Source organism: Streptomyces sp. Mut1, assembly GCF_030719295.1.
In the GTDB taxonomy this organism is placed as follows: Bacteria; Actinomycetota; Actinomycetes; order Streptomycetales; family Streptomycetaceae; genus Streptomyces; species Streptomyces castrisilvae.
The window spans coordinates 99,226-113,302 of record NZ_CP120998.1; the positions used below are offsets into that span (position 1 = coordinate 99,226).

Here is a 14,077-nt window from a genome sequence, read left to right on the forward strand (position 1 = left end):
GCGCGGCAGGCGCGGCTCCGGCGGGGACAGGGGCAAGCACCAGAATGCGCGGCTGCGGGTTGACGGGAGCGGGGCGGGTACTCCCGGTGCCGGGGCGTCAGAGGCGGTGGTAGAGGCCGGCCATCGTGTGGAAGACCTTCTTGGGTTCCCAGCGGACGTCGTCGAGCATGCGGACCACGCCGTAGGAGGTGATGTCCAGCTCCCCGGGTTTGTCGTAGCCGGCGAACGAGAACCACAGCGCGGTGTCCACCCCCTCCTCCTCGAAGACCGTCAGCAGCTCGGTGAGGTAGCGGACCTGCTCGTCCTCGTCCGGTACGAGACCGCCCGGCGGCGGGGCCCAGGCCATGCCCCCGAGGTCGCCCGCGCCCCGGTAGGCGCAGGTGCCGTACTCGGTGACGGCGACGGGCTTGCCGTGGCGGAAGGACTCGCGCAGCCGGGCGCGGAAGGTGTCCGCGTTGTCGGCGGCGCGGTAGGCGTCGGTGGCGACGAGGTCGAAGGGGGTCCAGTCGACCGACTCCCAGGGGCCGGAGGCGTAGGTGACCGGGCCGCCGAAGTGGGCGCGGACGGTGGCGACGGCTTCGGCGAGGAGTTCGTTGAGACGCGCCGAGACCCGGTCGAGCGTGGACCACCAGCCCGGGTCGGTGCCCATGGTGTGGATGCGGTGGCCGAAGGTGTCACCGGGGAAGAAGCCGCCGCAGAAGACGCTGATCTCGCACCCGGTCACGAACACCACCTCGGCACCGCCGCGCCGTACGGCTTCGGCGCGGCGGGCGCAGTCCGCGAAGTACGGCAGCAGCCGCTCGGCGGGCAGGTCGACGGGGAAGGGCGCGAACCAGACCTCCAGGCCGGCCTCGGCGGCGTACCGGGCGGCCGTGCTCAGCCGTCCGGGTTCGCGGCCCGAGACGCGTACGACGTCGCAGTGCAGTTCGCCGGCGATCACCGCCATCTCGCGCCGGACCGCCTCCGGGTGGAAGGTCTTCCGGGTGAACTGCTCTCCGGGAAGGAAACCGGTGTCGTAGTTGATGCCGCGTGCGCGCACGTCACTGCCCCTCGTCGGTCCATGGTCCCGTCACACGTACGGGCCCATGGTCCGGCACGTCGGGGGTGGTGCGCCGGGGTGAGCGCCTGCCGGGGGCGGGCCGGCTCAGCCGAACCAGCCCGCCAGCGCGCGGCGCAGGCCGTCCCGGGCCTCGTCGGAGGTCTCGTCGGGGTTGGCCGCCCAGGCGACGTAGCCGTCGGGGCGGACGAGCAGCGCGGTCGCGGGCGGCTCGGGGCAGGTGGCGGCGACGATGTCGACCCGGTCCTTCCAGTCCGCCGCCGCCTGGGCCGGGTACGGTTCGCCGCCGAGGTCGAGCAGGACCGGACGGCCGGTCCGCATGAGTTCGGCGAGGCGTGCGGGGCCGCCACCGGTCTCCAGGGCGAGGTCCGGGGCGAAGTGGCCCGCGAGCGGGTGCGCCGAGGTCGTCGGGTAGCGGAGGTCGTCGCCGGACAGCAGGTCGGCGATGCGCCGGATGTTGTCCGTGGAGTACAGGAGTTCGCCGAACAGGTCGCGCAGTGCGGTGACTTCGGGCCCCGGGGTCATGAGCGCCGTCTGTGCCTGGGTGTGCATGAAGACGCGGAGGCCGGCCGCGTGGCGCTCGGTGTGGTAGCTGTCGAGCAGGCCGGGCGGCGCCCAGCCCTGGAGGTGTGCGGCCAGCTTCCAGCCGAGGTTGGCGGCGTCCTGGAGGCCGAGGTTCAGCCCGGGGCCGCCGACGGCGGAGTGGACGTGCGCGGCGTCCCCGGCGACGAACACCCGGCCGCTGCGGTAGCGCTCCGCCAGCCGGGTGTTGCGGCCGACGAGGCGGCGCAGCATGTGCGGGCCGGACCCGGACGGCGCGGTCAGAGGCACGTCGGTGCCGAGGACGCGGCGCACGCTGTCCCGCATGTCCTCGATCGTCAACGGCCGTTCGTCGCCCTCCGGCGGGGCGCCCCATTCGAGGGTGAGCAGGCGGTGGTTGCCGTCCGGCAGGGCGGCGAAGGCGAAGATGCCGTGCGGGGTGCGGTTGAAGGTGAACACCGGGCTCAGCCGGCCGTGTCCCGGCACCTCCAGCTCGCCGGTCTCCGGGTCCAGCATCGACGCGGGCAGGGTGGCGTACGCGGCGCGGGAGACCAGGTCGTGGCCGATTTCGCCGACGAAGTCGATGCCGGACCGTTTGCGGACGGTGCTCCGGCCGCCGTCGCAGCCGACGAGATGGCGGGCGCGCAGCTCGTAGGTGCCGTCCGCGTGGCGGACCTGGGCGGTCACCCGCTCCTCGTCCTGTCGCAGGTCGGTGAGTTCGTGGCCGGCGCGGATCTCCACGCCGAGTTCGTGGGCGCGTGCGCGCAGGACCTGCTCGATGCGCTGCTGGGTCGCCGGCAGGACCGTCATCGGGTTGGTCTCCAGCGCGGCCAGGTTCAGCGGGATGGCCCCGAAGAGGTAGCCCGGGACCGGCTGGGGCGCGTCGGCGACGCCGTCGAACCGCTCGTACAGGCCGCGGTGATCGAGGAACCGGACCACCTGGCCGATCAGGCCGTTGGCCTTGATCTCCGGGCTGGGTTCGGGCAGCCGCTCCAGGACGACGGGCCGCACCCCCGCCATGCCCAGCTCACACGCCAGCAGCAGTCCCACGGGGCCGCCGCCGACGATGACGACATCGGCGGTCTCGGTCTCGGCAGCCATCATTGCTCTCCTCGAAGGGGGCGCTCCAGGGGCACGCACAAGGGCACACTAGGCACCCCGCCGAAGGCCTGGTCACGCTGCGCGGCCGCACTAGGGAATCCCCTATCAGGTCCCCGCAGATACTGCCGTCATGTCGGTGACAATGAGTACGGAAGAGTCGCGGTCGCTGACCGATGGCTGGTTGGCCCAGGATCTGGACGAGTGGACGCGGCGCGTGCTGCGGCGCCATTTCGACCCCGAACACGGCTCCCCCTACTGGCTCAAACGCCGTGCGGAGCTGGACTTCGATCCGCTCGCGCTCACCGGCTACGACGACCTGGCCGCGTTCGGCCACTTCGAACTCGCCGTCCTGCGGGACCTGGACCCGGCCGACCTCGTCCCCGGTGCTGTGGCCCGTCCGCTGGCGGGCCGGGTCTGGGAGTCCGGCGGCACCACCGGCAGGCCCTCGCGGATCCTGTACACCGATGCCATGGAGGCGCACTGGGCCGCCTGGCGTCTCCACGGCTCGCGGACGGCGGGGTTCCGTACCGGCGCCACCTGGATCGACGCCTGCCCCTCCGGGCCGCACATCGTCGGTGAGGAGGCGGACTACCTCGCCGACATGTGCGCGGCCACGGTGTACTCCATCGACCTCGACACCCGGTGGATCAAGCACCTCATCCGCAACGGGCGGCTGATCGAGATGGAGGAGTACGTCGATCACGTCGTCGAGCAGATCACGGACATCCTCGAAAGCACCCACGTCGACTACCTGCGCAGCACCCCGGCGACCGTGCACGCCCTGATCAACCGCCGCCCGGACCTGATGTCCGGCCTCTCGGGGGTCTATCTCGGCGGCACCCAGTTCAGCGCCGACGCGTACCGCAGGTTCGCCGAGGCCATGCCCGGCGGCATCATCGCCACCACGTACGGCAACACCCTCGGCTGCGCCAACGGCGTCGAGTCGCCGGACGGGGGCGCCACCCTCCCGTACGTGCCGAACTTCCCGCAGATCACCATGGCCGTGGTCGACAGGACGGACCCCGGCCGGGTCGTGGAGTACGGCGAGGTGGGCCGGGTGCGGCTGACCGTGCTGCACGAGGACCTTTTCCTGCCCAACATCCTCGAACGGGACCAGGCGATCCGCTTCCGGACCTCCGGGGAGTGGCCGTGTGATGGCGTGGCCAACGTACAGCCGCTCCAGATCAGCTCCCAGACGCCCGAGGGCCTGTACTGAGCAGCCGTCCGACCATGGAACAGCGACCCGGAGAGGCTGACCAGCAGATGCTGCGCGCCGAGCTCATCAAGCCCGTCCACGAGCTGCTGGCGGCCCATGCCGAACGCCTCGGCGGCAAGGTCGCGTTCCGTGACGCGCGGCGGGACGTCAGCTACGCGGAACTCGACCTGCGCACCCGCCGACTCGCCGGCCATCTGGCCCACCTGGGTCTGGGCCGTGGGCAGACCGTCGCGCTCCTGCTCGGCAACTGCCTGGAGATGGTGGAGAGTTACCTCGCCGTCGCGCGGGCCGCCGCCGTGGGCGCGCCGTTCAACCCGCACGCCACCGACGACGAGCTAGGGCATCTGCTGAGCGACAGCGGCGCCGTGCTGCTGATCACCGACCCCATGCACCTGGAGCAGGTGCTGCGGCTGCGGGACGGGTATCCGCGGCTGCGGATCGTGGTGACCGGGGACCGCGCGGCGCCGCCGGGCGTCGAGCTGTTCGACGCCCTGGCCGGTGGCGAACCGCCGGTCCCGGCCCGGGACGACGCCGGCCTGGACGACGTCGCCTGGATGCTGTACACCTCCGGCACCACCGGCAAGCCCAAGGGGGTGCTCTCCACCCATCGGATGGCCCTGTGGGGCGTGGCCGCCTGCTACGCGCCCGTGCTCGGCCTGGAGGAGGCGGACCGGGTCCTGTGGCCGCTGCCGCTGGCGCACACGGTGGCCCACAATCTGTGCGTGCTCGGGGTGCTCGCCGTCGGCGCCACCGCGCACATCGTGGACGGTCTGGCGGCCGACGACATCGTCACCGCTCTGCGCGAGGACCGGACGACCTTCTTCTGTGCCGTACCCACGGTCTACCAGCAGCTGCTGGGGGCGGCCCGGGAGACCGGCCTGGGCGCTTCGGAGCTGCGCGTGGGCATGGTCGCCGGCGCCGCCTGCCCGGCCGGGCTGCACGAGGAGTTCGAAGAGGCCTTCGGGATACGGCTCCTGGACAGTTACGGCAGCACCGAGACGGGCGGCCCCATCGCGTCCAACTCCCCCACCGGGCCTCGGGTCCCCGGCTCCTGCGGGCTGCCCGTCCCCGGCCTCACCCTCCATCTGCTCGAACCGGCCACCGGCCGGGTGGTGGCGCCCGGCGCCGAGGGCGAGGTGTGGGTCGAGAGCCCGGCCGTGATGCTCGGCTACCACGGCCATCCCGAGGCCACCGCCGAGGTGCTGCGCGACGGCCGGTACCGCACCGGCGACCTGGCCCGCATCGACGGGGAGGGCTTCCTGACCATCACCGGCCGGGTCAAGGAACTGATCATCCGCGGCGGGGAGAACATCCACCCGGGCGAGGTGGAGGCGGCCATCTCCCCGCTGCCCGGGGTCGCCGAGGTGGCCGTGGCGGGCAGGCCGCACCCGCTGCTGGGCGAGATCCCGGCCGCGTACGTGGTGGCGGGTCCCGGGGGTTTCGACGCCGAGGGGCTCATCGACGCCTGCCGTGCGCAGCTGTCCTACTACAAGGTCCCGCACGAGGTGTGGGAGGTGGACCGCCTCCCGCGCACCGCGCTGGGCAAGGTCATGCGGCCCGCCCTGGCGAAGGCGCCGGGGCGGCTGGTGCTGTCGCGCCCGGAGGAGGAGAGCGGTCCGCGGGAGGCGGGGGGCGAGGCCGGCCGGTGGGTGCGGCGGCTCACCGAGGCGCCGGAGGACCGGCGCGACGAGGTGCTGCTCGGTCTGGTCCGGGACGAGGTCGGCACCGTGCTCGGGCGGGCGGCGGCCGCTTCGGCGGATGTCGCCTTCCGGGAGCTGGGGGTCGACTCGGTGCTGGCCGTGCGGCTGCGCGACCGGCTGGCCGCCGCCTGCGGTCTGCGCCTCCCGGCGACGCTGGTCTACGACTACCCGACACCGGCGGCCGTCGCCGCCCATCTCGGTGCGAGGCTTTCCGGCGCCACCGGCCCGTCGGACGCGCGGGACCCGGCGGCCACGGGCGGGGACCCGGCGGACACCGCGATCGCCGTCGTCGGGATCGCCTGCCGTTTCCCGGGCGGGGTCACCTCGCCGGAGGAGCTGTGGCGGCTGGTGGCCGAGGAGGGGGACGCCGTCGGTCCCTACCCCGGCGACCGGGGCTGGGACCTGAGCCGCCCCCTCGAAGGGGACACGGACAGCGGCCCCGGCTACGCCCGCACCGGGGGGTTCCTGGACGGCGCCGACCGCTTCGACCCCGCCTTCTTCGGCATCAGCCCCCGCGAGGCCCTGGCCATGGACCCGCAGCAGCGGCTGCTGCTGGAGTGCGCCTGGGAGGCGTGCGAACGCGCGGGCATCGCCCCGACCTCGCTGAAGGGAACCCGCACCGGGGTCTTCGCCGGGGCGATGGCCGGCGAATACGGGGCGCGGCTGCTGGGCCGCCCCGCCCCCGAGGGCCTGGAGGGCTATCTCGGCAACGGCAGCGCGGGCAGCGTCGCGTCGGGCCGGCTCGCGTACACGCTGGGGCTCGAAGGGCCCGCGATGACAGTGGACACGGCGTGCTCGTCGTCGCTGGTCGCGCTCCATCTCGCCGCGCGTTCACTGCGGGAGGGCGAGTGCTCGATGGCCCTGGCCGGCGGGGTGACGGTGATGTCCACCCCCTCGCCGTTCATCGAGTTCGGCCGCCAGCAGGCGCTGTCGGTCAGCGGCCGGTGCCACCCGTTCTCGGCCGACGCCGACGGGACGACGTTCGGCGAGGGCGTCGGGCTGCTGCTGCTGGAACGGCTGTCGGACGCGCGGCGCGACGGCCACCGGGTGTGGGCCGTGCTGAAGGGCTCCGCCGTGAACCAGGACGGCGCCTCCAACGGGCTGACCGCGCCGAGCGGCCCCGCGCAGCAGCGGGTGATCCGCCAGGCCCTGGCCGACGCCCGGCTCTCGGCGGCGGATGTCGACGTGGTCGAGGCGCACGGTACGGGCACCACGCTCGGCGACCCGATCGAGGCGCAGGCGATCATCGCCACGTACGGGGAGGAACGCACGGGGCACGAGCCCCTGTGGCTGGGCACCGTCAAGTCGAACATCGGGCATGCCCAGGCCGCGGCCGGGGTCGCGGGCGTCATCAAGATGGTGATGGCTATGCGTCACCGGGTGCTGCCGAGGACGCTGCACGTGGACGAGGCCTCGCCGCTCGTGGACTGGTCGGCGGGTACGGTCGAGCTGCTGACGGAGGCCCGGCCGTGGCCCGCGACGGACGAACGGCCCCGGCGGGCGGGTGTGTCGGCGTTCGGCGCGAGCGGCACCAACGCGCACCTGATTCTGGAACAGGCGCCCGAGGAGCCCCTTGAGGACGATCCGGGCGGCCGGCCGGCCGGTCCGGGCGTGGTCCCGTGGGTGCTGTCGGCGCGGACCGAACCGGCGCTGCGCGCGCAGGCGGCCGCCCTCGTGGCGCGGGCCGGTGCCGGCGGGGCCGACGCGGTGGATGTGGGCTGGTCGCTGACGGCCGGCCGGGCGCGGTTCGAGCACCGGGCCGTGGTGGTCGGGGACTTCGCCTCGGGACTTGAGGCGCTGGCCGCGGGCGAACGGGCGGACCACGTGGTCACCGCCGCGGTGGCGGACACGGCGGGCGGCGGCAGGCCGGTGTTCGTCTTCCCCGGGCAGGGCGCGCAGTGGGCGGGCATGGGCACGGCGCTGGCCGACGCGTCCCCGGTGTTCGCGGCGCGGCTGGCCGAGTGCGAGAGCGCGCTGTCGGAGTTCGTGGACTGGTCGCTGGCCGATGTGCTGCGCGGGGCGGAGGGTGCGCCGCCGCTGGAGCGGGTCGATGTCGTGCAGCCCGCCTCGTTCGCCGTGATGGTGTCGCTGGCCGGGCTCTGGGGCTCCTTCGGGGTGGAGCCGGCCGCGGTGGTGGGCCACTCCCAGGGGGAGATCGCCGCCGCCTGCGTCGCCGGGGTGCTGTCCTTGCGGGACGCGGCCCGGGTGGTGTGCCTGCGCAGCAAGGCGATAGCGGAGCTGGCCGGGCCCGGGGCCATGGCGCTGGTGACGGCGCCGGTGGAGCGGGTGACGGGACTGCTGGCCGGGGGCGTGTCGGTGGCGGCGGTCAACGGCCCCTCGCAGGTGGTGGTCTCGGGCGAGGTGCCCGCCGTGGAGGCGCTGCTGGCGCGGTGCGGCCAGGAGGGCGTACGGGCCCGGCGGATCGCCGTCGACTACGCCTCGCACTCCCCCGCGATGGAGGTACTGGCCGAGCGGCTGACGGCCGACCTCGCCGGCATCGAGCCACGGGCGGGCCGGATACCGATGGTGTCCACGGTGACCGGGGAACCGGCCGATCCGCTGACGATGGACGCCGGTTACTGGCTGCGGAACCTGTGCCGGCCGGTGCGGTTCGCCGACGCCGCGCGGACTCTGGCCGGGCAGGGGCACACCGCGTTCGTCGAGGTCTCCTCGCACCCGGTGCTGACGGCCGCCGTCGCCGACGTGGCGCAGGACGCGGCCGTGGTGACGGGTTCGCTGCGGCGGGACGACGGCGGGTGGGACCGCTTCCTGACGAGCGTCGGCGAAGCATGGGTGCGGGGCGTGGGCGTGGAGTGGACGGCCGCCTTCGACGGCCTGCGCCCCCGGACCGTGGACCTGCCGACATATCCCTTCCAGCGGCAACGGCACTGGCTCCAGGCCCCTGTCTCGTCCGGCGATCCCGCCGCGTGGGGCCAGCGTTCGGCCGCCCACCCGCTGCTCGGGGCCGTCGTGCCGCTCGCGGACGGCGACGGTGTCGTCCTGACCGGTGTGCTCTCGCCCCGGTCGCAGACCTGGCTCGCCGACCACGTGGTGGGCGGGTCCGTCCTCTTCCCGGGCACCGGGTTCGTGGAGCTGGCGCTGCGCGCGGGCGACGAGGTCGGCATGGACGTCCTGGACGACCTCGTCATCGAGGCGCCGCTCGTGCTGCCGGAGTCCGAGAACGGTGAGGTGCGGGTCCAGGTACGCGTCGGGGAACCGGACGGGACCGGGCGGCGGCCGCTCGGTGTCCACGCCTGCGTGGCCGGGGCCGGCGACGCGGACGACGGCGACGACCCGCTGTGGACCAGGCATGCCACCGGCTTCCTCACCACGGGCCCGGCGGGCGACACCGCAGGCCACGAGGACGCGCCGGCCTGGCCGCCCGCCGGCGCCGAACGCGTCGAACTGGACGGAATCTACGAGCGGCTGGCGGACGACGGCCTCGGTTACGGCCCCGCGTTCCAGGGGCTGCGCGCCATGTGGCGGCGCGAGGACGAGGTGTACGCCGAGATCGCGCTGCCGGCCGAGGCGGGCCGCGACAAGGGCTTCGGAATCCACCCGGCGCTGCTGGACGCCAGTCTGCACCCGGACGTCATCGCCGCGAGCGGCGGGCAGCTGCGGCTCCCGTTCGCCTGGGCCGGGGTACGGCTGCACCTGGCCGGGGCCACCGTCCTGCGGGTGCGGCTGCGCCGGGGCGCCGACGGCGACGTGGCCCTCACCGCGACCGACGAGTCCGGCACCCCCGTGGTGACGGTCGGAGCGCTCAGGACCCGGCCGGCGCAGCCCCGGATCGCGAAGTCCGGCATCGCGCGCGACGCCCTGCTGCGGGTCGAGTGGAGCCGCCTGCCCGCCCCGGACCGGAACGCGGACGGCCGCCGCTGGGCCGTGGTGGGGCGCGGGGTGTCCGCCGGGACCTACCCGGACGTGGCGGCGCTGGCCGCCGCGGTGGCCGGGGGCGACGCCATGCCGGACTACGTCCTGGCGCCGTGCACGCAGGCCCCGCGCCTCCCACTGGCCGAGGCGGTGCGCCGGGCGACCGGCGAGGCGCTGCGGCTGATCCAGGAGTGGCTGGCCGAGGAGAGCCTGTCCTCGTCGCGGCTGGTGCTCGCCACCCGGGGCGCGGTGGTCGGTACCGGGGTCGGGAAGGTGACCGACCCGGTGCACGCCGCCGTGTGGGGGCTTGCCCGCTCGGCCCAGTCGGAGCACCCGGGGCGGATCGTCCTCGCGGACTTCGACCTCGCCTCCTCGCAGGAGGACTGGCGGATGCTGGCGGCGGCCATGGCGTCGGCGCCCGGTGAGGAGCAGTTCGCGCTGCGCGCGGGCGCCGTGCTGACGCCCCGTCTGGTGCGGGCGGCTGCCGGGGCCCCCGTCCCGCCGCCGCCCCCGCTCGACCCGGACGGCGTGGTCCTGATCACCGGTGGCACCGGGATGATCGGCCGGGTCGTCGCCCGGCACCTGGTCACCGAACACGGCGTCCGGCACGTGGTGCTGGCGGGCCGTCGCGGTGACGCGGGCGGCCTGCCGGAGGAACTCGCCGCCCGGGGCGCCGAGGTGCGGGCCGTCGCCTGTGACGTGGCCGACCGCGCGTCCCTGGCCACGCTGCTGAAGGAGCTGGACCGTCCTCTGACCGCGGTGATCCACGCCGCCGGTGTCCTGGACGACGGCGTGATCACGTCGCTCACTCCCGAACGGCTCGCGGCGACGCTGCGGCCCAAGGCCGACGCCGTGGCGCACCTGGCCGACCTGGTCCGCGAACGGGGCGACGAGCTTGCCGCGTTCGTCACGTTCTCCTCCCTGGCCGGGGTCCTCGGCGGCTCCGGGCAGGGCAACTACGCGGCGGCCAACGCCTTCCTGGACGCCCTGATGCAGCAGCGGCGCGGCCAGGGCCTGCCGGGGGTCTCGGTGGCCTGGGGGCTGTGGGAGCAGCCGGACGCCGGCCAGGGGCTCGCGGCCGGTCTGGCCACGGCCGACCGCCGCAGGCTCGCCGCGGGCGCCGTGCGCCCGCTCTCCCCGGAGCAGGGCGCGGCGTTGTTCGACGCGGCGCTCGGCCTGGCCGGGGCGCACGACGACGCCGTTCTCGTGGCCGCACGCTTCGACCGGGGCCGCCTGCGCGACACCCCGGCCACGCTGCTGCGGGGGCTGGCGCGCGGTCCCGCGCGGCGCGCCGCCTCGGCCGGGACGGACCGGGCGTCGCTGCGCCGGCGCCTGACCGGCCGGCCGCCGGCCGAACAGCACGAGATCCTGGTGGAGTTGGTGCGCCAGGAGGTCGCCTCCGTGCTGGGGTTCGCCGGACCCGGATCGGTCACCCCCTCCCAGTCGCTGGCCGAGGCCGGATTCGACTCCCTGACCGCCGTGGAGCTGCGCAACCGGCTGGGCGAGGCCACCGCGCTGCGGCTGCCCACCACCCTGGTCTTCGACCACCCCACGGCCACCGCGCTCGCCGCCCATCTGGCCGAACGGATCGCGGACGGCGGCGACGGCGGGGCCGCAACCGACGGGGCGGACACCGGGCCGGACGTCTTCGGTGCGCTGTTCCAGCGGGCCTGCGCGGACGGCCGCGGTGACGAGGCCTTCGCCTTCCTCCACGGCGCCGCCCTGCTCCGGCCCCGGGGCATCGCCCCGGTCGAGCCGGTGCGGCTCGGCTCGGGAGGTTCCGGGCCCGCGCTGGTGTGCATGAGCTCCCATGTGGCGCTGGGCGGTGCGCACGAATACGCCCGCATCGCCGCGTCGTTCCGTGGGCAGCACCCCGTATGGGCTGTGCCCAACCCCGGATTCGACCCGTCCGCTCCGCTGCCGCCGACCAGGCAGGCGCTGATCGAGGCGCAGGCGGAGCACGTACTGAAGTGCGCGGACGGGAAGCCGTTCGTCCTGGCCGGGTCCTCGTCCGGCGGGGTGATCGCCCACGCGGTGGCCGGTCTGCTGGAGGCGGCCGGCACTCCCCCGGCCGCGGTCGTCCTGCTGGACAGCTACGCGCCCGCCGCCCTGAACTCCTCGCCCGGGGCGGCCGCGTTCCGCGACGCGCTGGTCGGGGGGCTCCACGAGCGGCAGAGCCCGTTCGCGCGGCTCGACTTCACCCGGCTGACGGCGATGAGCTGGTACGGGGAGCTGTTCGCGGGGTGGAGCGCGGAGCCGCTGGGTGTCCCGGTGCTGCTGGTACGGGCGTCGGAGCCGCTCGCCCCCTCGCTCGAAGGGGAGGACTGGCGGACGGTGTGGAAGACGGCGCACACCACCCTGGACGTGGCGGGCAGCCATTTCACCCTGATGGAGAACCACGCGGAGAGCACGGCCGGTGCGGTGAGGGAATGGCTGGAGGCGGTGGCGGGGTAGGGCGGCGGGCGGACGCGGTGACGTCCTCCACACGTCGGGGCGTCGGCGGCTCAGGAGGTGCGCGGGGTGCGCAGGAGCGTGCGGAGACCGGCGACGCGGGCCGGGACGCCGTCGGCCCCGTCCGGGGTCACGGGCGCTGCGGATTCCGTTGGCTGGTGCGCGGTGCGGCAGGGGCGGCAGAGGCCGTCCGGAAGGGCTTCGGCGGGGCCGGGGTGGCCGCACTCGGCGCACTCGACCTGGAGGCCGCGTACGGACGTGCCGTGGTGTGCCGGGGCGTCGGGCAGGCGGGGCGGCATCTTGTCGATGAGGCGGCGGCGCGCCAGGCCCGCGGGAAAGGCGACGCGCTCGGGAAGCCCGGAGGTGAGCGCCGATGTCAGGTGGTCGGCGCCGACACCGCGTGCGAGCCAGGCGGCGGCGAGCGGTTCCAGGGCGGCGCAGTCGGCGGCGGAGAGCGCCATGCGGGGTTCGCGGCGGCCGAGTTCGGCGAGTGCGAGGTAGGCGGCGGTGTACGCCGGGACGGGCTCGGGGGCGGGGGCGGCGCCCGCGTCCGGCCGGTGTCCCGGCTTCGGGGGCGCGGGCGGTTCCGGGGCGGATCGCCGCGCGGTGCGCTGCGGGGGTACGTCGGCCGGCTCGGCGCAGGGGGCGGGTACCGGTGCCGGGGCGGTGGTGGCCGCGCCCCGGAGTGCGGCGGTCCACCACTCGTTGTCGTGGGCGGTGCGGGACCAGTAGGTGAGCGTCACCCAGCGGCACGTGCCTTCTGCTTCGACCTGGCACCGTACGCGGCGCAGATGCCCGGCCACGGCAAGCGCGCGCAGGGCGGTGCCGATGGCCATCTGACCGTAGAGGGGCAGGTCCTTGGCCAGCGACTTGATGTCCATGGCGGCCCCGTCGGGCAGGCGGTCGAGGTATCCGGCGACATACCGCTCGCGCTCGGGCAGGCAGTCGAAGGCGTCGGGGCGGGCGGGCTCCCGGCCGGGGAGGGACCGCTTGCCGTAGCCGGAGTGGGCCGTGCGGAACGGGCGGCGGGCTTCGGCGGTGGGAAGAGCGGGGCTAGAGTGCTGTGCAGCCATGAGATCGGATTCTTTCTGTTGGCGATCTTGTGTCAGACCCCGGCCGGTGCTTCAACGCCGCGTCGGGGTCGTTTCGTTGGGGGCACCGTAGGCAGGCGCGACTCTCCGCTGCGACTTGCTCACTATTAGTCATATTTGCTGGTTGCGAGGGGGGTAGGGGAGGGTGGGAGGCCTAAATCCCCTACCTACCCTCCATCTGCGCCGGATGAAAAACAGGGCTCGAATCTCGAAGCTCGAACGTCGGGCGGGGCGCCGCCCGGGACCCCCCGAACGGGTGAATGTGTGCTCCTCGGGATTCGAGACCCGAGCTTCGAAGCCACCGCCTCGCGGATCAATCGCGGCGGGCGTCGCACACCAGAGAGAGGAAAAATCCTGAGAGACTTGCGCCGACGCTGACGGCGACGGCAATCGCCGGGTGGAGCTCGGGGAGAAAGTCGGCGAGCACTCTCTGACCGGCAAGCGAGCCGAAGATCAGATCACACAGCAGGATCGGGGTGAGCATGACCCCGGCGCACCCGATGACGAAGCAACAGCCCGAGAGGATGTTCCAGATGCGCGCACGGACCGCTCCCGGGCCTTGGTGCCGGATGGGCTTCAGGGCTTCCTGGACTTCCAGCGGCCATCGCGTCACGAAGATGTCATTGCTGTAGTCCGGGTCGTAGGTGGTGTGGCGGAACTCGATGCTGCATCCGACGAGTTTGTGGCCGCTGCCGGCCCCCAGCGGGCGGGGGACATGCCGGTGGATGAAGCCGTGACCCTGGATGTCGGCGCTGATGACGAGGGTCTCGGGGCCGGGTGCGTCGTGACCGGGGTCCTCGGTGGCGCCATAGATGATTCCGACCGCGTGGTGCCCCTCGGCGAACTCCTTCTTGCTGGGAGTCGGGCGCGGTTCCGGCGGCGGAGTGAACTCGTCGAGGGCCTTCCGGATCCTTCGGAGCAGAGAAGGTTTCACCTGCCCGGTGGTCTCCTCAGCGCTCATGTCACGAACCTCCACTTCGAGTCTCGGGGGGGGCGGATGAGCGGTCGAGTTGGCGAACCGGGGTTCGTCCGGACCGCCCGAGCCGAG

The 14,077-nt window shown here is 74.2% G+C and carries 6 protein-coding genes; 2 read left to right on the forward strand and 4 right to left on the reverse strand.

From position 1 onward, the window contains the following. Nucleotides 1-97: 97 nt before the first annotated feature. Complete coding sequence (locus tag P8A18_RS33530) at nucleotides 98-1,039, reverse strand: glycoside hydrolase family 113 protein (protein ID WP_306061487.1); 942 nt, start codon at nucleotides 1,037-1,039, stop codon at nucleotides 98-100. A 105-nt stretch (nucleotides 1,040-1,144) separates the two neighbouring features. After that, nucleotides 1,145-2,701 (reverse strand): FAD-dependent monooxygenase, encoded by a 1,557-nt coding sequence (locus P8A18_RS33535; RefSeq protein ID WP_371933811.1) that lies wholly within the window; start codon nucleotides 2,699-2,701, stop codon nucleotides 1,145-1,147. 127 nt (nucleotides 2,702-2,828) lie between these two features. Between P8A18_RS33535 and P8A18_RS33540 the strand changes: the two genes are divergently transcribed. Together P8A18_RS33540 and P8A18_RS33545 are read left to right on the forward strand one after the other, a co-directional pair. Then, nucleotides 2,829-3,914: an arylcarboxylate reductase gene (locus P8A18_RS33540; protein WP_306061491.1), complete on the forward strand. Its 1,086-nt coding sequence runs from the start codon at nucleotides 2,829-2,831 to the stop codon at nucleotides 3,912-3,914. A gap of 14 nt (nucleotides 3,915-3,928) precedes the next feature. Then, entirely contained in the window at nucleotides 3,929-11,941 is an 8,013-nt protein-coding gene (locus P8A18_RS33545; protein WP_306061493.1) for a type I polyketide synthase, read from the forward strand. 50 nt (nucleotides 11,942-11,991) lie between these two features. Here the strand turns inward: P8A18_RS33545 and P8A18_RS33550 are convergent, their stop codons facing one another. Further along, complete coding sequence (locus P8A18_RS33550) at nucleotides 11,992-13,011, reverse strand: MarR family transcriptional regulator (protein ID WP_306061495.1); 1,020 nt, start codon at nucleotides 13,009-13,011, stop codon at nucleotides 11,992-11,994. 331 nt (nucleotides 13,012-13,342) lie between these two features. After that, nucleotides 13,343-13,990 (reverse strand): hypothetical protein, encoded by a 648-nt coding sequence (locus tag P8A18_RS33555; protein WP_306061497.1) that lies wholly within the window; start codon nucleotides 13,988-13,990, stop codon nucleotides 13,343-13,345. Between the last annotated feature and the right edge of the window lie 87 nt (nucleotides 13,991-14,077).

What these genes read in the sequence shown, in the direction of transcription:
- P8A18_RS33540 (WP_306061491.1), top strand. Translation starts at nt 2,829, where the DNA reads ATGTCGGTGACAATGAGTACGGAAGAGTCGCGGTCGCTGACCGATGGC.
- P8A18_RS33555 (WP_306061497.1), bottom strand. Translation starts at nt 13,990, where the DNA reads ATGAGCGCTGAGGAGACCACCGGGCAGGTGAAACCTTCTCTGCTCCGA.
- P8A18_RS33550 (WP_306061495.1), bottom strand. Translation starts at nt 13,011, where the DNA reads ATGGCTGCACAGCACTCTAGCCCCGCTCTTCCCACCGCCGAAGCCCGC.
- P8A18_RS33535 (WP_371933811.1), bottom strand. Translation starts at nt 2,701, where the DNA reads ATGATGGCTGCCGAGACCGAGACCGCCGATGTCGTCATCGTCGGCGGC.
- P8A18_RS33545 (WP_306061493.1), top strand. Translation starts at nt 3,929, where the DNA reads ATGGAACAGCGACCCGGAGAGGCTGACCAGCAGATGCTGCGCGCCGAG.